We start from the raw sequence: 21,005 nt of genomic DNA, 5'->3' as shown, positions 1-21,005 counted from the left end.
CAGTTCACAAATGCGGGAGAAGGTGGCGGGCTAGGCGATGAACCCGATAGAGCGGGCTGCTCGTGGCTTCGACGGGTGGCAGCAGCGACATCCGGTGGTCGGGTTCCCGATCGCGGTGGTCAAGAAGTTCGGCGACGACCAAGCGGGCTATCACGTGTCGCTGTTGGCCTACTACGGCTTCGTCGCGGCGTTTCCGCTGCTGCTGGCACTGACCGCGATCGTCGGCGTGGTACTGCGGTCACACCCGAAACTGCAACAGCACCTGGTGAATTCGGCGTTCGCCGAGTTTCCGATCGTCGGTGGCCAAATTCACCAGCAGCTCGGTGTGGAGCACTTCGGCAACACGTTCACGCTGACTATCGGCATCCTGGGCTCACTCTACGGTGCGCGGGGATTCGCCTACTCGCTGCAGAACACGCTCAACACGCTGTGGGCCGTTCCCAAAGTGGACTGGCCCGGCTTTCCGCACCGGTATGTGCGCACCGTCGCGACACTGCTGGTCCTAGGACTCATCGTCGTGGTCACCGGGGCCTCGAGCGCCGCGGCGGTCAAAGCGGCATCCTTGGGCTTCGGCGCCTGGCAGGCACGCACGGTCAGCTTCGTCGTGGGCAGCGCCTTGGGGACGGCGTTCTTCCTGGTGCTGTTTCGTGCCTCGGCCGCCAAGCAAGTGGTCACCCGGGCCATGATTCCCGGCGCCGCGATCAGCGCCGTGGGCTGGCAGCTACTGCTCACCGCGGCCGGCGACATCGTCACCCACCAGTTGCGCCACGCCCAGGCCGTCGCCGGCTTCTTCGGCGCGGTGCTCGGGCTGTTGGCGTGGCTGGCGCTGCAGGCGACGGTGATCGTCTACGCAATCGAAATCGATGTCGTGCGTACCAACCACTTGTGGCCGCGCAGCATCGTTCAGCCACCGCTGATCGCGGCCGACAAGGCGTACTACAGCCAGGCGCTTCGCACCGAAACGCGCCGTCCCGAACAGCGGCTAGATATCGCCTACGAAGCCGCCGAGCAGGACGAAGAGTCACCGACCGGATAACCGTCCCACCGCGAACTTGACACCTGTAAGTTCCTGCCCATGGACAAGATCAGCGGCAAGACCGTCGTCATCACTGGCGCTGCGCGCGGCATTGGCTACGCCACCGCCAAAGCGCTGCTGGCCCGGGGTGCGCGGGTGGTGATCGGCGACCGCGACGTCGACGTGCTCGAAAAGGCCGTCTCCGGCCTCGCCGGTCTGGGCTCGGTGTCGGGTCATCCGCTCGATGTCACCGACCGCGAGTCGTTCGCGGCGTTCCTCGACAAGGCCCGCGCCGACGGAGGCGGGCACATCGACGTGCTGATCAACAATGCCGGGGTGATGCCGGTCGGCCCCTTCCTGCAGCAGTCGCAGGAGGCGATCCGTTCGGCGATCGAGGTCAACTTCTACGGCGTGCTCAACGGTTGCCAGCTGGTGTTGCCCGAGATGGTGCAGCGCCGCAGTGGACACGTCGTCAACATCGCCTCGCTGGCCGGCATGGTGGCGGTGCCAGGGCAGGTCGTCTACGCCGGCACCAAGTTCGCGGTGGTGGGTCTGTCCACCGCGTTGGCCGACGAGGTCGCCCCGCACGGTGTAACCGTCAGCGCGGTGCTGCCCACGTTCACCAATACCGAACTGATCTCCGGCACCCACCCCAGCGCCGCGCAGAAGCCGGTGGCGCCCGAGGACGTCGCCGCGGCCGTGGTCAAGCTGCTCGGCAAGCCCAAAACCCAAGTGTCCGTGCCCAGTTCGGGCCGTTACATCGCCACCGTGGCCCAGCTGCTGCCGACCCGGGGCCGCCGCTGGCTGAACAGAAAGACGGGCAACGACACGGTATTCCTGCACGTCGACAGCAGGGCACGGCAGGCGTACGAGGACCGCGCGCAACACGCGATCGGCGTCGTCGAGCACAACGATTAAGCGTCGGCCAGCTGTCGAGTCACTGAATAACTCCGCCTGAACTGCGGTGACTGGCATAGCCTCGTGGCATAGCGATCAAGTGGGGCGGAGGCTCGGAGATGACCGACGTAAATCCTCACGCGTACAACACCGCATGGCAATTCCGCGCAGACGCCTGGTGCCGGCTCGAAGAAGCCAGCGAGCGGTTGTCGACCGCCGCGGCCCGCGGACGCGATCCGGCGCCGAGCATCGAGATCGTGGAGGGGCTGCTGGCTCAACTACGGCCGTTCGAACGCTACTGGGCCTTCCCCGGTATTCATGTGTTCAACCAGACGCACCGGCTCTTCGCCACCGGCGCATTCGACAAATTCGGCAGGACGGTCGCCAAGATCAACCGCGCCTTGGTCACCGAGTCCTACCGCACCGGCGCGCTGGGATCACCGCTGGAAGGCGAGAACGAGGCACTGAATGCGGGCCCGGCGATCGCCGAGGTGCTGGGCCACCACCTGCCTATGCGGCCGTACTTCGAGCTGCTGATCGTAGCGACGATGAGCGAGGGCGAAGAACGCGCGTTAGCCAACGAGATTCGTAGCTGGCGCCGCCCGGACGACGCGTTCGTCTACGAGATTGTGGTCGTCGGCAGCGGTGACGAAGCAATGATCGCCGCCCGGCTGAACGCCAACGTGCAGGCGTGCGCGATAACGCGGAGGTTCTCGCACCGCTCGCGTCGCGATCTTTCAGCGTTGGCGCACTTCTGCGATGCCCACGTCGCCGAAGACCTCGCTGATCACACGCCCGAGGAACGAGCCGAAATTCTGGCCATAGCGCTGCGGGAAACCCGCCCGGAGATCGACCTCTATCTGATCACCGAGCTCGAAGTGGAGGACGTCGCCGCGCGGCTCGGCCACCACTTCCGACGGGTCTTTCATGCCGGGGAAGGCACACTCGACCGGCATCTGTCGCTGCTCGAGGGGGTCGCAGCGCGCTACCGGACACCGTTTTTCAGTGCTCTGCGCGAATACAGCCACCGGCCGACCGGGGTATTTCACGCGCTCCCGATCTCGCAGGGCAAGTCAATTGTCAACTCGCACTGGATTTCCGACATGGTCCAGTTCTACGGGCTGGAGCTGTTTTTGGCGGAGACCTCGGCAACCTGCGGTGGGCTGGACTCGTTGCTGGAGCCGACCGGGCCGCTGCGAGACGCACAGCAGTTGGCGGCCAAGACATTCGGCGCCCGGCAGACCTACTTCGTCACCAACGGCACTTCGACGGCCAACAAGATCGTCGAGCAGGCGCTGGTCGCGCCCGGCGACATCGTATTGATCGACCGCAACTGCCATCAGTCCCATCACTACGGGCTGATGATGGCCGGCGCGCAAGTCACCTATCTGGACGCCTATCCGCTCAACCAGTATTCGATCTACGGCGGGGTGCCATTGCGCGAGATCAAGTCTCGGCTGCTCGCGCTGCGCGCGGCCGGCAAGCTCGAGCGGGTCAAGCTGCTGGCGCTGACCAACTGCACGTTCGACGGGATTGTCTACGACGTCGAGCGGGTGATGGAGGAATGCCTGGCGATCAAGCCGGATCTGGTATTCCTTTGGGACGAAGCATGGTTCGCGTTCGCGCGGTTCCACCACGTGTACCGCAAACGGACTGCGATGCACGCGGCACGGGTGATTCGCGAACGGCTGCGCTCGCCGGAGTATCGGCGGGCCTACCACGACTACGCCGAGCAGTTCGCCGGCGCCGACGACCAGACGCTGCTCGATACCCGGTTGATGCCTGATCCCGCCGCTGCCCGGGTCCGGGTGTATGCCACCCAATCCACACACAAAACGCTTACCTCGCTGCGCCAGGGCTCGATGATCCACGTCTTCGACCAAGACTTCGATCAGAAGGTGCAAGAACCCTTCCACGAGGCATACATGGCACACACCTCCACATCGCCGAACTACCAGGTTCTGGCGTCGCTCGACATCGGACGGCGCCAAGCCGACCTCGAAGGCGTGGAGCTGGTGCAAAAGCAGGTCGAAAACGCGATGCAGCTGCGGGATGCGATCGACAAACACCCACTGCTGAGCAAGTACATGCATTGTCTGTCGACGGCGGAAATGATTCCCGATCGATTCCGCCCGTCGCATCTCGACCAGCCACTGCGCACGGGCTTGACCAACATGGCCACCGCGTGGGGCCAAGACGAGTTCGTGCTCGACCCCAGTCGCATCACCCTGTACATCGGGCCCACCGGAATCGACGGCGACACCTTCAAACGCACCGAATTGATGGACCGCTACGGGGTTCAGATCAACAAAACGTCGCGCAACACCGTGTTGTTCATGACTAACATCGGCACCACTCGAAGCTCGGTGGCCTATTTGGTGGAGATTCTGGTCAAGCTGGCCCAAGAGCTCGACGAGCGGGTCGGCGACATGAGCTTGACCGAGCGCGCGCACCACGAACGGGCGGTACTGCGGTTGACGACACCGTCGGCGGCGCTGCCCGATTTCAGCGGATTCCACGCCTGCTTCCTCGAGAAGAACGGTGACAAGGCGGCGTCGACACCGGACGGTGATCTGCGCCGGGCGTTCTACCTCGGCTACGACGACAGCTTGTGCGAATACTTAAGTGCCGACGACATCGAGGAGAAGATGGAGTCCGGTCAACCGGTGGTCTCGGCCACCTTTGTCACCCCATATCCGCCGGGGTTTCCTGTCCTGGTTCCCGGGCAGGTCTTCAGCCCCCAGATCCTGTCGTTCATGCGCAGCCTCGATATCGCCGAAATCCACGGCTATAAGCCGCATCTGGGCTATCGGGTGTTCACGGACAAAGCTTTGGAAATGGCCGAGGCCAGCTTGCGCCCCTGGAGCCGGGTCAGTGACGGGCGCCAGGTGCCCAGTGGGTCGGGCATGCGTCTCGACGCAGAAAGCCCTGCGGCTCACCGTGAACCGGCGCCGTCGTCGGCCGGTCCGACCGCAGCGGAACCGGCGGGTCCGCCAGAGCCGCGGGGGGCCGGGCAATGACGGGGGCGGCCGGCCGGCATCATGTGGTGATCATCGGCTCCGGGTTCGGCGGCCTGACCGCGGCCAAGGCGTTGAAGCACGCCGACGTCGACGTCACCCTGATCTCCAAGACCACCAGCCACCTGTTCCAGCCACTGCTCTATCAGGTGGCCACCGGGATCTTGTCCGAGGGCGAGATCGCCCCCACGACTCGGCTGATTCTGCGCAGGCAGAAGAACATCCGAGTGCTGCTGGGCGATGTGGAGGCCATCGACCTTCACGAGCAGACGGTGACGTCGCGGCTGATGACCATGCACACCGTCACGCCGTTCGACAGTCTCATCGTCGCTGCCGGCGCTCAACAGTCCTACTTCGGCAACGACCACTTCGCCACCTACGCGCCGGGCATGAAGACCATCGACGACGCGCTTGAGCTTCGCGGCCGGATTCTGGGCGCGTTCGAGGCCGCCGAAGTCAGCACCGATCCTGCTGAGCGGCAACGCCGTCTGACATTCGTGGTGGTAGGCGCCGGTCCGACAGGGGTCGAATTGGCCGGCCAGATAGCCGAACTCGCCGAGCGCACACTGGCCGGGTCGTTTCGCACCATCGATCCCAGCGAGTGCCGGGTGATTCTGCTGGACGCCGCGCCGGCGGTAATGCCTGCGATGGGTGAGAAGCTCGGCGGCAAGGCGCAGCGCCGGCTGGAGAAGATGGGCGTCGAGATTCAGCTCAACGCAATGGTGACCACCGTTGACTATCAAGGTATTACAGTCAAGGACAAAGACGGCAGCGAACATCGCATCCAATGCGCGTGCAAGGTGTGGGCCGCCGGTGTGCAGGCCAGCCCGCTGGGCAAGATCCTCGCCGAGCAGTCGGACGGGACGGAGGTCGACCGCGCGGGGCGGATGCTGGTGGAGCCGGACCTGACGGTCAAGGGCCACCCGTATGTATTCGTGGTCGGCGATCTGATGGCCGTACCGGGTGTGCCGGGGATGGCACAGGGCGCGATCCAGGGCGCGAAGTATGCGACCAAGTGCATCAAGCGTTCGCTGAAGGGCCATGACGATCCCGCTTCGCGGGCGCCGTTCAAGTACTTCGACAAGGGCAGCATGGCGACGGTGTCTCGGTTCAGTGCTGTCGCACAGGTCGGCAAGCTGGAGTTCGGTGGCGTTGTGGCCTGGCTGGCCTGGCTGGTCCTGCATCTGGTCTATCTGGTTGGGTTCAAGAACCGCTTCACCACCTTGATCCACTGGGGAGTAACCTTCCTGGGCCGCAGCCGAAGTCAGATGGCCATCACCAGCCAGATGATCTACGCCAGGTTGGCGATGAGCAGGCTCGGCGAGCAGGAGCAGGGCGCCCTGGCCGCCGCCGAGCGCGCCGAGGAAGCCGAGCAGGAGGCGGCGGGTTAGGACGCGGTGCCGAGGCTCAGCGACTTGATCGCCTGGATTTCGTTGTCCTGGAAGGGCCGTCCGTCGGGACGGAGCAGGTCGTGGAACCAGGGGTTGGGAATGGTCTGGTACGGGTGATCCCACGAGTCCCAGGGGAAATACGTCTGGGTCTTGCCGGCGACCAGGCCCCAGTTGATTGCACCGACGTTGTACCGCTTCGCAATTGGCAGGATGCCCTGAATAGTGCTGCCGAGCGGACGAGCCATGTACTCGGTGCAGAGGATGGGCCGGCCCAGCGGGGTGAGCTCATTGATGCGGCTCTCGAAGTTCGCCGGCTCGCCATAGCAGTGGAATGTGATTACGTCGGCGTTGTCCAGTTGAATACCCGCAATTGTGCTGCGCTGCGAGGCGTCTGCCCACGTACCGTCCCACACGCCGCTCGTCAGCGGTTGACTAGGGTTCACCGAACGCGCCCATTGAAACACCTGAGGAAGCAGGTCCGCGACAAGCTGCAGCTTGTCTTTCCTTTCGACCGAGCTGTACACGCGCGCCGGGTTGTCGGGTTCATTCCACAGATCCCAACCCAAAACCCTGTCGTCATTTCGGAATTGGCTCACCACTCCCGTGACATAGTCGTACATCGTGCGGATGTAGCGGCGGTCGTCGAGTCGTTCTGCGCCGGGGCTTTGCACCCAGCCGGAGTTGTGCACCCCCGGTCGTGGTGCGCGCTGCGGGCCCACTTTCGGCAATGGGTCCCAACAGGAATCGAACAGAACAAACAGCGGCTTGATACGGTGGCGCGCCGCGATGGCCACGAACTGGGCGAGCCGAACCTGGAAGCCTCGGTGATCCTGCGCCCACAGCAGATCGTGAAGGAAGACCCGCACCGTGTTGAGTCCGTGGAACCGGGCCCAACCGAGCTCGGTGTCGATGCGCCGGGGATCGTAGGTGCCCGACTGAAACATCTCTAGCTGATTGATGGCGTTGGAGGGAATGTAGTTGGCGCCGACGAGCCAGCCTTGCGCTTGATACCAGCGGTTGGCACGGTCCGGCGACCACCGGGTTGCCTCGCCGGCGGCGCGGGGCGGTTCCGCAGCGGCGCGTGGTGCTCGGGCCAGTGCAGCGCCTCCTGCCAGCATCAGCGGTAGCTTCAGGACCGTTCGACGGTACACGAAGTGACCATAATTTGGCTGAGGCCGAATCCCCGGTAACTGCTTAGCGAGTCGGGCTAGTTTGCGTTGAGAATTGTTATCTGACCGTCACCGCCGTGACCGATGGCGTCGAAATGGACGCTTTGCAGCGGAAGTTCGAGTACCGGCCCGCGAAACGTTGGCGCAAGGAAGCGGGCTAGTCCAGCGCCTGGTCGAGGTCGGCGATCAGGTCGTTGGTGCTTTCCAGCCCGACCGAGATCCGCACCACGTTGTCGCCCAGCCCGATCGCGGCTCGCCCCTCGGGACCCATCGCGCGGTGCGTGGTGGTCGCCGGGTGAGTGATAAGCGATTTCGCGTCGCCGAGGTTGTTGGAGATGTTGATCAACCTCAGCTTGTCGACGACCTCGAAAGCCCGTTGCTTCGCCACGTGCTCCGGTGCGTCGAGCGCGAAAGTCACGACGGTGCCGCCGCCGGTCATCTGACGCTTGGCCAGGTCGTGCTGCGGATGCGACGCCAGATACGGGTAGCGCACCCAGCTCACCGCCGGATGGCTCTCCAGGAACTCCGCCACCCGCTGCGCCGAGGCGTTGGCGTACTCGACCCGAATAGCCAGTGTCTCAAGGCCTTTCAGCAGCAGCCACGCATTGAAGGCACTGATCGCAGGGCCGGTGTGGCGCATCAGCTTCTGCACCGGGCCGTCGATGTACTCTTTGTCGCCGAGGATGGCCCCGCCGAGCACCCGGCCCTGCCCGTCGAGGTGCTTGGTGCCCGAGTACACCACCACGTCGACACCGAGCGGGAAGCCCTGCTGCAGCAGCGGTGTGGCAAAGACGTTGTCCAGCACGACTTTCGCACCAGCAGCATGCGCCATCTCGGTGACCGCGGCGATGTCGACCAACGACTGCATCGGGTTCGACGGTGTCTCGAAGAACACCGCCTGAGTTGGCTCGGAGAGCGCCTTCTCCCATTGCGAAAGGTCGTCGCCGTCGACGAAGACGGTCTTGATTCCCCACCGCGGCAGGATTTCGTCGCACACCACGAAACACGACCCGAAGAGGCTTCGCGCGGCCACCAGCCGGTCGCCGGCTCCCAGCAGCGCGCCCAGTGACACGAACACCGCAGCCATGCCACTCGCGGTCGCGAACGCCTCCGGCGCACCCTCGATCAGGCGCAGCCGCTCCTCGAACATGCTGATGGTGGGGTTGCCGTAGCGCGAGTACACGTAGCGGTCGGTTTCGCCGGCGAACGCCTTCTCCGCGGCATCGGCGGATTCGTAGACGTAGCCCGAGGTCAAATACAGCGCTTCGGCGGTCTCTTCGAACTGCGACCGGATGATTCCGCCGCGCACCCCGATGGTGGCCGGTCCGACACCCTCGGGCAGTGGCTCAGGGGTCCGCGCCGAGCGCTGCGCAGTCAATTTGCGCCGCTCCTCCTCTTCGCTGCGCTCTGCATCGTCGCCGGCGCTCATGACTGCTTCCATGGCAGGCCGATCGCCCGCCAGCCCGACCCGCCGCGATGTCCGGCTTCGTCGAGGTGGCCCTCGAAACCGTCCAGCACGTTGTATGCCGGGGCGATGCCTACCTCGGTGGCAGCCTCAGCCGCGCCGACTGAGCGGTTGCCGGAGCGACACAAAAAGATCACCGGGCGGTCTTGGCGCGGTGGAACGTTTTCCAGCAGCTCGGCGACGAAGTTCTCGTTACGCTGCCCGTCGGAGCGGTTCCATTCGATGTAGACGACGTCGCGGCCGAGGCTGGATAGGTCGGGCACCCCGACGAAACGCCATTCGGCGTCGGTGCGGACGTCGACCAGCACCGCCTCGGGGTTATCACTCAGCAGCTTCCATGCCTGCTGGCAAGTGATATCTCCTGCGTAGCTCACTTGCGTGAGTCTCGCATACTCAGCCCGGGCCCGGCGAACTCGGCGGTTGCCACAACCTGCGCAGGGCGGACGACACCTGGCGCGCGCGATCACGCGCTGCCGACACGTCGGGGGCGGTGGCCAGTGCCACCCCCAGCCTGCGCGGCGCTTCCGGCTCGTGGTGAGCGAAAACCCGGATGTCGCTCTCGGGCACCCGCAGCGCGTCGGCCAGGGCACGGGCATCGGCCCTGGGCTCGAGGGCTTCCCGCCCCGCATACATCACCTGGGCCCCGCCTGGCGAGATCATGATGGTGTCGATCGCCAGCCCGAGAATCGCGCGGGCGGCCAGCTCGAATACCGACAACCGCTGGGTGCGCAGCGTCACCAGACCGCTCTCATAGGGGCGGGCGGTGACGTCGCAGAAGTAGACCTCGTCGCCGCGCACCATCAACTCGACACCGAAGAGGCCGCGGCCGCCGAGCGCCTTGACAATCCGCGCGGCGATCGACTTGCCGGCTTCCAACGCGGCATCGCTCATCTGTTGCGGCTGCCAGTATTCGCGGACGTCGCCAGTCGCCTCGTCGTGCCCGATCGGCACACAGAACTCCATCACCGGCCCTTTCGGGCCGTCGCTGCGCACGGTGAGCAGGGTGACGTGGTAGTCGACCTCGACCACGGTTTCGGCCAGCACCCGGGTGCTGGTGACGCGCCCGCCGGCGGCTACCGCACGCTGCCAGGCGGGTTCGACGTCGTCGGGTCGCGACACCAGCGACCGAGCCTGACTGGCCACTACCCCCACTGGCTTCACCAGCAGCGGGTAGCCGGCGTGGGCGGCGACGGCCCGAAGTTCGTCGAGCGAGCCGGCGAACCAGAACGGCGCGGTGGGCAGCCCCAGCTCGTCGGCGGCCAGGCGTCGCAAGCCCTCGCTGTCGGTGGACAGCCGGACGCTGCGGGCGCTGGGAACCACCTTGCTGAAACCGGTGTCCTCGGCCGCGGTCAGGGCATCGGCGGCGATCACGTCGGTCAGCGTCACCACGAAATCGGGCTGCAGGCGTCCGATGACCGCCGCCAGCTCGTCGGCGTCGGTCATCTTGACCACCAGCGACTGGTCGGCGACCCCGTGTGCTGGCGCGTCGGCGTAGCGTTCGACCGCGATCACCTCGGCGCCGAGCCGCTGAAATGCAATCGCCAGTTCCCGGCTCAGCTCACCGGAACCCAGCAGCATCACCTTCGTGCGGTGGCCGCCGTCGTGTGCCCGCGCAGGCTGATCGCCTGGGTCGCTTGCTGTTTCGTGCCCGGGTGCCTGCTCGTGTTTTGCATGGCCCGGTTGCCCCTGGTGATGTTCGGCGGTCCGATCCTCGGCCACGAACTCAGCCCCCTGCTGCTGCATGCTGCTCAGGATAGGGCCGTTTGCTAAGGCGACGATGAGTCCGTTCTGGGGCATCACTCCGGGGTGACTTTCGTGATGCAACTAATATGGCCGTTATGCTGCCCCGCACGTACGAGCATCAAGTCTGCTCGATCGCTCGCAGCTTGGAACTGATCGGCGACCGGTGGACGCTGCTGATCGTTCGTGACGCGCTGCGCGGTGTGCGCCGGTTCGACGACTTCCGCGCCCGGCTGGGCGTCGCGCACAACGTACTCAGCGATCGGCTGTCGCGGCTGACTGAAGCCGGCGTGCTCGAGCGCCGGCTTTACCAACAGCGCCCGGACCGCTACGAATACCACCTCACCGAGCAGGGCCGTGACCTGTGGCCGGTGTTGATGTCGCTGCTCGCGTGGGGTGACCGATACCTCGCGCCGCAGGGCCCACCGCTGCTGGTCTCACATCGCAGCTGCGGCGGGCGGCTCACGCCGCGGCTGACCTGCGCTGATTGCGGCGCGCACTTGGGGCCGGACGACGTCGACCTGCGCCCAGGACCAGGCGCGCGGGACGTCAGCTGAGCCCGGCCCAGCCAAAGGTCTATTGCTTCATGCAATCGACTATGCAATAGTCAGTTGCATCACGCAATCAACTAGGTCTCAAGGAACAGCAATGACCACAGGCAGCACCACTGACACGTCACCGAGACCGGGCGACAGCACCTATGTGCTGGGTCATGCCGACGCCGAAGTTCGGCGACTGCTGCTTCAGGCCCGGCTGTACGACGACCACACGGAGCAAGCTCTGCGCCTGGCGGGCTTGCGACCAGGGATGCGGGCGCTGGACGTGGGTTGCGGGCCTGGCGACGTGTCCTTCGTGGCCGCACGGCTGGTCGGTCCCGCCGGGGGAGTCCTGGGCGTGGATGCGGCCCCCGACATCATCGAGTTCGCTCGTGCCCGGGCCGCCGAGCGCGGCATGTCGACCGTCCGCTTCGAACACACCGTGATCGCCGACCTCACCCTGGACGAGCCCGTCGACGCGGTGATCGGGCGATTGATCCTCATGCATCTGCCCGATCCGGTTGCCGTGCTGCGCCAGCTTGCGGCGCTGGTGCGACCGGGTGGCCTGATCGCGTTTTCGGAATTCGACACCACAGCCGCCAGCAGTGTGCCGGACCTGCCGCTGTGGCGCGCCGCCCGCGACGGCATCGGCGCGACATTCACCGGCATGGGCCTGGACCCGGCCTTCGGCACGACACTGCACAGGCTGTTCCAGCGCGCGGGGCTGGGGAGACCGCGGCTGACGCTGAGCGCACCGCTGGGCACCGTCGACGACACCGACACCATGGCCTTCGTTGCCGAGACGTGGCGCTCGCTGTTCCCGGCTGCCCAGGGGCTGGGCCTGGCCGTCGGCGGACTCGCAGATCCGGACACTCTCATGGCGCGCCTGCGCGAGGAGGTCGCGGCCACCAATGCTCTCGTGCAGATGCCGGCGCTGATTACTGCCTGGGCTCGGGTGTAGGCCCGTTATGGCTGGCCCGGCAGCAACCGCACCATCAGTGCATGCACCTCGGCCAGCACGGTGTCGTCTTGGTCGACGAGTTCTCCGGTGATGAACGCCTTGCGGCCCTCGGTCTCGGCGATGCGCCCGCGGGCGGCCAGCGGGGTGTCGATCGGGGTGACGTTGCGGTAGTCGACCTTCAAGAACGCCGTGCGGCTGATCGGGCGGCCCGCGGCGTGCACCACCATCCCGCACAGCCAGTCGAAGACCAGCGGTATCACCCCGCCGTGCACCGCCATGTTGCCGCCGACGTAGTAGCGGCTGAACTGGCCGCGCATCTCGACACCGTCGGCGTCGAACTTCGCCATCGTCCACGGCGGCATCAGCAGGCTGCCCATGCCGGGCAGCGACGGGACCCGTCCCGCGGGAGCGACCCCCTCCGGCGCCTGGAACGGGTCGAGCAGCTTGACCAGCTCTTCGGCTCGCTCGGCGGCTTCGTCCCAGGTCTCGTCGTCCGGATCGGTCGACACCGCCAGGTCTTGCAGGCGCCGCATCGCGGTGACGAACTTGGCGAAGCCCGGTCCCGGCCGCGCGGGCTCATAGCGCGGGAATCCGCCGTGATGCTCGTATTCGGGGTCTTGCGCCTCCGGCTGGTCGCTCACGGGTTAACCTGCAGCACATCGCGGCGCACGATGGTCTGGTCGCGGCCCGGGCCGACCCCGATGCACGAAACCGGCGCTCCCGCAAGCTCTTCCAGCCGCAGCACATAATCGCGCGCCTTGGCCGGCAAGTCGTCGAACTGCCGCGCCCGGGAGATGTCCTCCCACCAACCGGGCAGTTCCTCGTAGACCGGTTCGGCATGCGCCAGTTCGCTCTGCGTCATCGGCATGTCGTACGTGCGTTTGCCGTGGATCTCATAACCCACGCACACCGGCACGGTTTGCAGGCTGGAGAGCACGTCGAGCTTGGTCAGGAAGTAGTCGGTGATGCCGTTGACGCGCGTGGCGTAGCGGGCGATCACCGCGTCGAACCAGCCGCAGCGCCGGCGCCGGCCGGTCGTCACCCCGAACTCGCCGCCGGTCTTGGACAGATATTCGCCGTTCTCGTCGAACAACTCCGTGGGGAACGGACCGGATCCCACCCGGGTGGTGTAGGCCTTGAGGATTCCCAGCACGGTGGTGATGCGGGTGGGGCCGATGCCCGAGCCGACGGCCGCGCCGCCCGCCGTCGGATTCGACGACGTCACATACGGATACGTGCCATGGTCGACGTCGAGCAGCGTGCCCTGCGAGCCTTCCAGCAACACCGTCTCGCCGCGTTCCAGCGCCGCGTTGAGCAGCAGTCGAGTGTCGGCGATGCGATGCTTGAAACCCTCGGCCTGCTTGAGCAAGGTGTCGACCACCTGGGCCGGCTCCAGCGCCTTGCGGTTGTAGATCTTGACCAGCACTTGGTTTTTGAACTCGCACGCCGCCTCGATCTTGCGGGTCAGCGACTCCGGGTCGAACACGTCGGCCACCCGGATCCCGATGCGGGCGATCTTGTCCTGGTAGCACGGGCCGATGCCACGGCCGGTGGTGCCGATCTTCTTGTTGCCCATATAGCGTTCGGTGACCTTGTCGATCGCAACGTGATATGGCAGCAGCAGGTGCGCGTCGGCGGAGATCAGCAGCCGCGAGGTGTCGACGCCGCGGGCCTCCAGACCGGCCAGCTCGTCGAGCAGCACACCGGGATCGACCACTACCCCGTTGCCGATGACGTTGGTGACTCCGGGCGTCAGAACGCCCGAGGGAATGAGGTGCAGCGCGAAGTTCTCACCGGTCGGCAAGACCACGGTGTGCCCGGCGTTGTTGCCGCCCTGGTAGCGCACTACCCACTGCGCTCGGCCGCCGAGCAGATCGGTGGCCTTGCCTTTGCCCTCGTCGCCCCACTGGGCGCCGATCAGGACGACTGCCGGCATGGTTCTCCTGTTTATTGTGGTCCAGCCGGTGACCAACACTATCTCAGCTGTTTGCGAAGAGGCCGTCGAACCGCCCGGCTGCCCTTATCTGCCCGCATCTGGCAAACGGCCACTAGCCGTGCCCTGTCGGCATACGATCCGCGTCAAGAAACTTCCAAGACGGTCGCTCCAGACTTTGCCAGGGCCCCGCACCACAACATCCACAGGGGAGAGAGCAATGGCGACAACCTCCCGTCAGCCCGGCTGGTACGACGACCCGAATGACCCGAACGCGCAGCGTTACTGGGACGGTCAGGATTGGACACCACACCGTCAGCGAAAGCCGGCTTCCCGGCCGGCACCGCGGCAGCAGCCTCCCGCACAGGCGCAGCCTCCCGCACAGGCGCAGCCTCCCGCACAGGCGCAGCCGCCCGGCAGGTCCACGCCGCCGCCCCCGCCGAACGTGCCACCGCCTCCACCCACGCAGGCGCAGCCGCCCGGCTGGTCGACGCCGCCGCCACCGCCCCCGCCGAACGTGCCGCCACCTCCACCGACGGAGGCGCAGCCGGCCGGCGGGCGCCGGGTTACGTCTGGCGCGATCAAGACCGCGGCCGTGCTCGCGGGCGTTGCGCTGGTATTGGTCATTGCTGCGTTCGTGGCCGGCCGCGTCAAGTTCGGCTCGTTCCTGCCAGGCATCTTGATTGTCGTTGCGATCGCGGCCATCGGCGCATTCTTCACGCTCCGGTCGCATCAACCAGCCGCGCGCAAGGCCATGGTCGTCAGCGCCATGGTGCTAGTCATCGCGGTGGCGATACCGGCGAGTTCGAAAGTGGCCTTCCCGGTGTACAGCCACTTCTTCGGGCAGAAGTCTGGTCAGGCCTCCCAAGCGGGGACAGCCAGCCCTGGCGAGGGGGCGGCGACCGGCGGCTCCGGCTCGAGGGGAGGGGCACCCTCCTCAAGCGGCCCGGCGGCAGCCGCGCCGAAGTCGGGCGGGGCGAAGTCGGGAGTACTCGTGGCGACGGGTTCCACCACCGAGAGAACCTATGGCTTCATCGACCCTGGCTCCGGCAACTATTCGAAAATCGCGTCCTTCAATCTCGCAAACACCGCGGGTGGAGTTGGTGGACTGCAAACCGGCGATGTGAGTCTGTCGCCAGATTTGACTAAACTTGCAGCTACGGAAATGATCGATGGACAACGAAGCGCTGGATGGATAGACACATCCGGAAACTTCACTAGGGTTACACCAAAATTCGAAACCGGCGCGTTCGGGGGTAACGCGCCGAGCTACCAGTCGGTTGGCTTCGACGGTGCCGGAAATTATTACTACACCAAAATTACCGGTGGCGATGTCGAAGGATATAAATTAGCGGCCGGGTCGACCAGCAATGCACAAAAGGTAGCATCGGGCACTGGCAACGAGGTCTTCTCTACGGGGGTGCTCAATTATGACGGTTCTATGCTGTTACAGTGCGGCATCAGAGTGAATTGGCTGGGGCCCAATTATGCCGTAGAGGCTAGCACCACACAGATAAACAAGGTTGCGATCAAAGGCACCGACGACAAAGGTTGCCCTCAGATTGATACCACTGCGTCCAAGACGCCCTTACTGCCCCAAGGAAATGTTGCCGATGTTAAAGATGCCATTGGCAATCATGATGGCACAAAGGTCGTGTTTAAGTATCTAGGCCCATCCGCCCACGAGATAGACAATCCCAGTTTATATACGGTGAACGCGGACGGCAGTAGCCAGCCGACAAAAATAAACCTGCCGAACCTAGCCGGCAGCCAATTGTCACAGATGACGTTTATTAAATGGATATGAGCCGTCATCGCGGTCACGGCGACCCAGCCCTCTCTCAGACGTCGCTGTCCTCGTCTATCGCCACGTGCCAGGACCGCACCACAGCCGGGGTCAGATCGGCAGATCGAATAGCTTGAGGAGACCGGCTAGCAGGGCTTGTCCCGGGAGGTTTGCGCGGAACCGATGAATACCGGCGGGAACGCCGCCAGCGTGGCGGTGTTGTTGTTCGGCGATCGTCGTGCCCCCGGTCCGCTGCGCAGCCTGCCCACCCAACGGGTTAAAAGCCCGGCCGATGTGGACGCCGCGGTGGGACCGTATCGACGGCTGGTGGTGGTAGGTGCCGATGCTGACCTGGCCACAGTGCTGACCCGGCTGCTGCGGGCCGACCGGCTCGACGTCGAGGTCGGCTATGCGCCGCGCCGCCGCACGACGGCGACCCGGGTCTACCGGCTGCCGGCGGGCCGTCGGGCGCTCCGGCGGGCGCGCCGCGGTTCTGCTCGGCGGGTGCCGCTGATCCGCGACGAGACCGGGGCGGTGATCGTGGGCAGCGCGTTGTGGCGAGGTGTCGACGGGCCGCTGCACGGGGAGGCGGTGGTCGACGACGCGACGCTGTTCGACGGCGACGTCACCGGTGTACAGATCATGCCGACCGCGGCGCTGCCGGGTCTGCGGGCCCGCGTGGTGAGCCGTTGGCCTCGTCGCTGGGTGCTCGGGCGAGCGGTTCAGCTGGGTTGCACCGGAGTGCTGGTTACCCGCGACGGCGTGGCCGCCGGCCGCCCCGCGCGGCGCTCGACGTTCTATCGGCACATCGAGGGCTGGCTACTGGTCCGGTGACGAGCGCCGCGAGGGGCGAGGAGCCGGCCCATTGACCTCAGCCGGTAGCTTCATGAGGTGAGCATCAGCCGCCTGCATGAGTCGGTGCGACCAAGCCCCATCTTTTTGGCAATGGTCGGGCTGACGGCGCTCGGCGGCGTGCTGGCGTGGCTAGCCGGGGCCGACATCCAGGCGCTGGCCTACGTCGGGGTGTTCATCTTCGTGATCTCGGGCTGGCTGGTGTCGCTGTGCCTGCATGAATTCGGGCACGCCGTCACCGCGTGGCGATTCGGCGACCGGGACGTCGCGGTGCGCGGCTACCTGACCCTCGACCCGCGGCGCTACAGCAACCCCATGCTGTCGCTGGGGCTGCCGATGCTGTTCATCGCGCTCGGCGGCATCGGCCTACCGGGTGCAGCGGTGTACCTGCGAACCTCGTTCATGACACCGGCGCGGCGCACGATCGTCAGCCTGGCCGGGCCGTTCGCCAACCTGGTGCTGGCCGTGCTGCTGCTGGTGCTGGTCCAGCTCTGCTACCAGCCCGACCACCCCGTGCTGTGGGCCGGCGTGGCGTTTCTGGCTTTCCTCCAGCTCACCGCGGTGGTGCTGAACCTGCTGCCCATCCCCGGCCTGGACGGCTACGGCGCGCTGGAACCGCACCTGAGCCCGGAGACGCAGCGGGCGCTGGAACCGGCCAAGCAGTTCAGCTTCCTGCTGATCCTCCTGATCTTCCTCGCCCCGGCGCTGAACCAGTGGTTCTTCGGCGTCGTGTACTGGCTTTTCGACCTGTCCGGGGTGCCGCACTGGCTGGCCGTCGCCGGCGGGCGGCTGACCCGGTTCTGGAGCGCCTGGTTCTGACCCAGCCCTTGCCATATATGCATAAGCACGCATATATTTCTGGCTATGGGCGCCGGTCACACGCACAGCGACGCCGACGCCCGCATATCGCGGATGATCAGCGCCGCCGTGCTGCTCGCCGGCTTCTTCGCGGTGGAATTGAGCACCGCGCTGCTGATCGGTTCCATTGCGCTGCTGGCCGACGCCGGGCATCTGCTGACCGACCTGGCCGCCGCGTTCATGGGGCTGGCCGCGCTGATCCTGGCGCGCCGCGGCAGCTCGTCGCCGCGGCGCACCTACGGCTGGCATCGCGCCGAGGTGTTCACCGCGGTCGCGAACGCGGTGCTGTTGATCGGGATAGCGGCGTTCATCCTCTACGAAGCGGTGCAGCGGTTCGACAACGCTCCGGCGATCCCGGGCATCCCGATGATCGTCGTCGCACTCGGCGGTCTGGCCACCAACACCGCAGTGGCGCTGCTGCTACGGTCGCATTCCACCAGCAGCCTGGCCGTCAAGGGCGCGTACATGGAGGTCGTCGCCGACACGGTAGGCAGCATCGGTGTGCTGATCGCCGGGCTGGTCACCGTGACGACACACTGGCCCTACGCGGATGTCGTTGTCGCCGTTTTCGTCGCGCTGTGGGTGCTGCCGCGAGCGATCTCGCTGGCCGGTAGCGCGCTGCGCATCCTGTCCGAATCCTCGCCGAGCCACATCGACGTCGACGAGCTACGCGCGGCACTGCGCGCCGTCGACGGCGTCACCGATGTGCACGATCTACACGTGTGGACGCTGGTACCCGGCAAAGACATGGCGACCGCCCACCTGACCAGCCGGGGCGACGCAACGCGAGTACTCGACGACGCCCGCGCGGTGCTGGCGGCGCGTGGGTTGCAGCACGCCACCGTTCAGGTCGAGCCGCCGGGTGGCGTCGGCGACTGCTCGGCCAGCTGGTAGCTAGCTAAAACCCAGCTCCGAGCGGGCACTGGGATCGCAGTCGTCGAGCAGGTCCAGGCAGCGTTGGTATTCGTCGGTCTCGCCGATGGCCTCGGCGGCGCGCGCCAGGGCGGCCACGCATCGCAAGAACCCGCGGTTGGGTTCGTGCGAATACGGCACCGGGCCGAAACCCTTCCACCCGTTGCGCCGCAGTTGATCGAGCCCGCGGTGGTAGCCGGTGCGGGCATAGGCGTATGCGGTGACGGCCTTGTCCTCGGCCAGCGCCTCTTCGGCCAGCGCCGCCCACGCGACCGACGCCGACGGATGGGCGGCGGCGACGATGGCCGGGTTCCAGTTGGCCCGCAGCTCGGCTTCGGCGTCGCGGTCGCCCGGCAGCAGGATCGGATCGGGCCCCAAAAGGTCACGCATCGGCGTCATGGGTTTCATTGTGCCGTTGTGGCGCGCCGCATTATCGCCAGGCGCACAATTGCATTCTGGTCTCGCTAAGCTTCCTACTGACTCGATAGCCGGAGGACAGCAACGCCCATGCCCAACCCACCAGGGCCCGACCGCAACGACGCCTCGAACGCGGCCGGGCTCGAGCCTGAAGCCGTCGACGACGGCGGTGCCGACCGGGTCGCATCCGAGAGCGACCCCGTCGAGGAGCAGACGGCCGCATCGGAAGCCGACGACGTCACCGAGGCCTATCCACGGGCCGGTAGTGACGTCGAACCGGCTACCGAGGTGATGAGCCAGCCCGGTCAGGAGAGCCCGGGTCAAGCCGCCCAATCACAACGGCAGCGCGGTGAACGTCGCTTCACCGCACCGGGTTTCGATGCCAAGGAGACGGTGGTGATGGATACCGCCGCCGAGCCCGCCACCGAGGTGTTCCGCGCTCGCGAGCACCAGTCCAAAGCGGCAGCTCCGCTGAACGTGCCGCCGAAAACCGCTACACCGCAGCTGATTCCGCCGCGTCTGGGCGCGAAGTTGCGGCCGTCGACCCAACGCAGCTGGGGCTGGGTGCTGGCGCTAATCCTGATCATCTTGGCGCTGTCCGCGGTCGCCGTTCTCGGCACCGTGCTGCTGACCCGCAGCAAACACCACAAGGCCTCACAAGAGGAGCAGGTTCGCACCACCATCCAGAACTTCGACGTCGCCGTGCAAACCGGCGACCTGTCGATACTGCGCAGCATCACCTGTGGCAGCGAGCGCGACGGGTACGTCAACTACGACGAGCAAGCGTGGCACGACACGTACCGGAAAGTCGCGGCGGCCAAGCAGTTTCCGGTGGTGGCCAGCATTGACCAGGTGGTGGTCAACGGAGAACACGCCGAAGCCAACGTCACCGCGTTCATGGCCAATGCCCCGCAGGTGCGCTCCACCCGCAGCTTCGACCTCCAGTTCCGCGACGACCAGTGGAAGATCTGCCAGTCGTCGAGCAGCTAAACGCTTAGCGACTTCCCGGCGCAGTGCAGGTCGTTGCAGGCCTCGATGACCCGCTCGGTCATCGAGGCTTCGGCCTTCTTCAGGTAGCTGCGCGGGTCGTAGTCCTTCTTGCGGCCCACTTCGCCGTCGATCTTCAGCACACCGTCGTAGTTGGTGAACATGTGGTCGGCGATCGGCCGGGTGAACGCGTACTGGGTGTCGGTGTCGACGTTCATCTTCACCACGCCGTAGCGCAGCGCCTCTTCGATCTCCGACTTCTCCGAGCCGGAACCACCGTGGAAGACGAAGTCGAACGGCTTGGCGTCCTCGGGTAAGCCGAGCTTGGCCGCGGCGACCTTTTGGCCCTGGGCGAGGATGTCGGGACGCAACTTGACGTTGCCGGGCTTGTAGACGCCGTGGACGTTGCCGAACGTGGCGGCCAGAAGGTATTTGCCGTGCTCGCCGTGCCCCAGCGCGTCGATGGTTTTCTCGAAGTCGTCCGGGGTGGTGTAGAGCTTCTCGTTGATCTCGTTGGCGACGCCGTCCTCTTCGCCACCGACGACGCCGATCTCGATTTCCAGGATGATCTTGGCGGACGCCGCCTCCTTGAGCAGTCCCTGGGCGATCGCCAAGTTTTCGCCGATCGGTACCGCCGAGCCATCCCACATGTGGGACTGGAACAACGGGTTCTTGCCCTGGGAGACCCGCTCCTGCGAGATGACCAGCAGCGGCCGCACGTAGCCGTCCAGCTTGTCCTTCGGACAGTGGTCGGTGTGCAGCGCGACGTTGATCGGGTACTTGGCCGCGACGATGTGGGCGAACTCGGCGAGCGCCGTCGCGCCGGTCACCATGTTCTTCACCCCGAGCCCGGAGCCGAACTCCGCGCCGCCGGTGGAGAACTGGATGATGCCGTCGCTGCCGGCGTCGGCGAAACCCTTCAGTGCGGCGTTGATGGTCTCCGACGACGTGCAGTTGATGGCCGGGAAGGCGTAGGAGTTCTGCTTGGCGCGCTCCAACATCTCGGCGTAGACCTCGGGCGTTGCGATGGGCATCGAACTTCCTTCCTGGCTGCTGCGGCGCACCTCAG

Annotated in this window: 19 protein-coding genes and 1 pseudogene; 12 read left to right on the top strand and 8 right to left on the bottom strand. The window is 65.9% G+C overall.

Features of this window, described 5'->3' with window-relative positions:
* The first annotated feature begins 37 nt into the window (after positions 1 to 37).
* From G6N15_RS10710 to G6N15_RS10695, 4 genes are all read left to right on the top strand, one after another.
* A complete protein-coding gene (locus tag G6N15_RS10710; protein ID WP_083089733.1) occupies positions 38 to 1,036 on the top strand; it encodes a YihY/virulence factor BrkB family protein in 999 nt (332 codons plus the stop codon).
* A 39-nt stretch (positions 1,037 to 1,075) separates the two neighbouring features.
* Entirely contained in the window at positions 1,076 to 1,933 is an 858-nt protein-coding gene (locus tag G6N15_RS10705) for an SDR family oxidoreductase (protein ID WP_083089734.1), read from the top strand.
* Between the two features lie 98 nt (positions 1,934 to 2,031).
* Positions 2,032 to 4,932, top strand: a complete 2,901-nt coding sequence (locus tag G6N15_RS10700; protein ID WP_083089735.1) for an aminotransferase class I/II-fold pyridoxal phosphate-dependent enzyme — start codon at positions 2,032 to 2,034, stop codon at positions 4,930 to 4,932.
* The gene (locus G6N15_RS10695; protein ID WP_083089736.1) at positions 4,929 to 6,320 is read left to right on the top strand and encodes an NAD(P)/FAD-dependent oxidoreductase; all 1,392 of its coding nucleotides are present in this window, start codon (positions 4,929 to 4,931) and stop codon (positions 6,318 to 6,320) included. The genes G6N15_RS10700 and G6N15_RS10695 overlap by 4 nt, the downstream gene beginning before the upstream one ends.
* Here the strand turns inward: G6N15_RS10695 and G6N15_RS10690 are convergent.
* From G6N15_RS10690 to purT, 4 genes are all read right to left on the bottom strand, one after another.
* The gene (locus tag G6N15_RS10690) at positions 6,317 to 7,471 is read right to left on the bottom strand and encodes a glycoside hydrolase 5 family protein (protein WP_083089737.1); all 1,155 of its coding nucleotides are present in this window, start codon (positions 7,469 to 7,471) and stop codon (positions 6,317 to 6,319) included. The genes G6N15_RS10695 and G6N15_RS10690 overlap by 4 nt on opposite strands.
* A gap of 175 nt (positions 7,472 to 7,646) precedes the next feature.
* Positions 7,647 to 8,918, bottom strand: a complete 1,272-nt coding sequence (locus G6N15_RS10685; protein WP_372506541.1) for an O-succinylhomoserine sulfhydrylase — start codon at positions 8,916 to 8,918, stop codon at positions 7,647 to 7,649.
* A complete protein-coding gene (locus G6N15_RS10680) occupies positions 8,915 to 9,328 on the bottom strand; it encodes a rhodanese-like domain-containing protein (protein WP_083089738.1) in 414 nt (137 codons plus the stop codon). The genes G6N15_RS10685 and G6N15_RS10680 overlap by 4 nt, the downstream gene beginning before the upstream one ends.
* A 19-nt stretch (positions 9,329 to 9,347) precedes the next feature.
* Positions 9,348 to 10,697, bottom strand: a complete 1,350-nt coding sequence (purT, locus tag G6N15_RS10675; RefSeq protein ID WP_083089739.1) for a formate-dependent phosphoribosylglycinamide formyltransferase — start codon at positions 10,695 to 10,697, stop codon at positions 9,348 to 9,350.
* A 95-nt stretch (positions 10,698 to 10,792) separates the two neighbouring features.
* On the opposite strand from purT, the gene G6N15_RS10670 reads away from it, so the two are divergent.
* Together G6N15_RS10670 and G6N15_RS10665 are read left to right on the top strand one after the other, a co-directional pair.
* Positions 10,793 to 11,251, top strand: a complete 459-nt coding sequence (locus G6N15_RS10670) for a winged helix-turn-helix transcriptional regulator (protein ID WP_308203559.1) — start codon at positions 10,793 to 10,795, stop codon at positions 11,249 to 11,251.
* Between the two features lie 91 nt (positions 11,252 to 11,342).
* A complete protein-coding gene (locus G6N15_RS10665; protein ID WP_083089741.1) occupies positions 11,343 to 12,191 on the top strand; it encodes a class I SAM-dependent methyltransferase in 849 nt (282 codons plus the stop codon).
* A 5-nt stretch (positions 12,192 to 12,196) separates the two neighbouring features.
* On the opposite strand, the gene G6N15_RS10660 is transcribed toward G6N15_RS10665, so the two are convergent.
* Together G6N15_RS10660 and G6N15_RS10655 are read right to left on the bottom strand one after the other, a co-directional pair.
* On the bottom strand, positions 12,197 to 12,832 hold the full coding sequence (locus G6N15_RS10660) for a PaaI family thioesterase (RefSeq protein ID WP_083089742.1): 636 nt from the start codon (positions 12,830 to 12,832) through the stop codon (positions 12,197 to 12,199).
* Positions 12,829 to 14,127, bottom strand: a complete 1,299-nt coding sequence (locus G6N15_RS10655; protein ID WP_083089743.1) for an adenylosuccinate synthase — start codon at positions 14,125 to 14,127, stop codon at positions 12,829 to 12,831. The genes G6N15_RS10660 and G6N15_RS10655 overlap by 4 nt, the downstream gene beginning before the upstream one ends.
* Between G6N15_RS10655 and G6N15_RS23795 the strand changes: the two are divergent.
* The 5 genes and pseudogenes from G6N15_RS23795 to G6N15_RS10635 all read left to right on the top strand — a co-directional run.
* Positions 14,126 to 14,452, top strand: a pseudogene (locus G6N15_RS23795) (DUF2510 domain-containing protein); the annotation flags it as partial. The gene G6N15_RS10655 and the pseudogene G6N15_RS23795 overlap by 2 nt on opposite strands.
* Positions 14,453 to 14,719: 267 nt before the next feature.
* Positions 14,720 to 15,931 carry a hypothetical protein gene (locus tag G6N15_RS10650; protein WP_139797904.1) on the top strand — a complete coding sequence of 404 codons (1,212 nt, stop codon included), beginning with the start codon at positions 14,720 to 14,722 and terminating at the stop codon, positions 15,929 to 15,931.
* 162 nt (positions 15,932 to 16,093) lie between these two features.
* Positions 16,094 to 16,744 (top strand): peptidase M50, encoded by a 651-nt coding sequence (locus G6N15_RS10645; protein ID WP_083088608.1) that lies wholly within the window; start codon positions 16,094 to 16,096, stop codon positions 16,742 to 16,744.
* Between the two features lie 111 nt (positions 16,745 to 16,855).
* Positions 16,856 to 17,581: a site-2 protease family protein gene (locus G6N15_RS10640; RefSeq protein ID WP_083088650.1), complete on the top strand. Its 726-nt coding sequence runs from the start codon at positions 16,856 to 16,858 to the stop codon at positions 17,579 to 17,581.
* Between the two features lie 45 nt (positions 17,582 to 17,626).
* Positions 17,627 to 18,514: a cation diffusion facilitator family transporter gene (locus G6N15_RS10635; protein WP_083088609.1), complete on the top strand. Its 888-nt coding sequence runs from the start codon at positions 17,627 to 17,629 to the stop codon at positions 18,512 to 18,514.
* Here the strand turns inward: G6N15_RS10635 and G6N15_RS10630 are convergent, their stop codons facing one another.
* Entirely contained in the window at positions 18,515 to 18,931 is a 417-nt protein-coding gene (locus tag G6N15_RS10630; protein ID WP_083088651.1) for a DUF3151 domain-containing protein, read from the bottom strand. It lies immediately after the preceding gene.
* Positions 18,932 to 19,039: 108 nt separating this feature from the next.
* Here G6N15_RS10630 and G6N15_RS10625 point away from each other — a divergent pair, with 108 nt between their 5' ends.
* A complete protein-coding gene (locus G6N15_RS10625) occupies positions 19,040 to 19,939 on the top strand; it encodes an Rv0361 family membrane protein (RefSeq protein WP_083088610.1) in 900 nt (299 codons plus the stop codon).
* On the opposite strand, the gene fbaA is transcribed toward G6N15_RS10625, so the two are convergent.
* The gene (fbaA, locus tag G6N15_RS10620; RefSeq protein ID WP_083088652.1) at positions 19,936 to 20,970 is read right to left on the bottom strand and encodes a class II fructose-bisphosphate aldolase; all 1,035 of its coding nucleotides are present in this window, start codon (positions 20,968 to 20,970) and stop codon (positions 19,936 to 19,938) included. The genes G6N15_RS10625 and fbaA overlap by 4 nt on opposite strands.
* Between the last annotated feature and the right edge of the window lie 35 nt (positions 20,971 to 21,005).

This window comes from Mycobacterium noviomagense (assembly GCF_010731635.1).
GTDB lineage: Bacteria > Actinomycetota > Actinomycetes > Mycobacteriales > Mycobacteriaceae > Mycobacterium > Mycobacterium noviomagense.
This window is presented reverse-complemented; position numbering and strand designations above follow the sequence as displayed.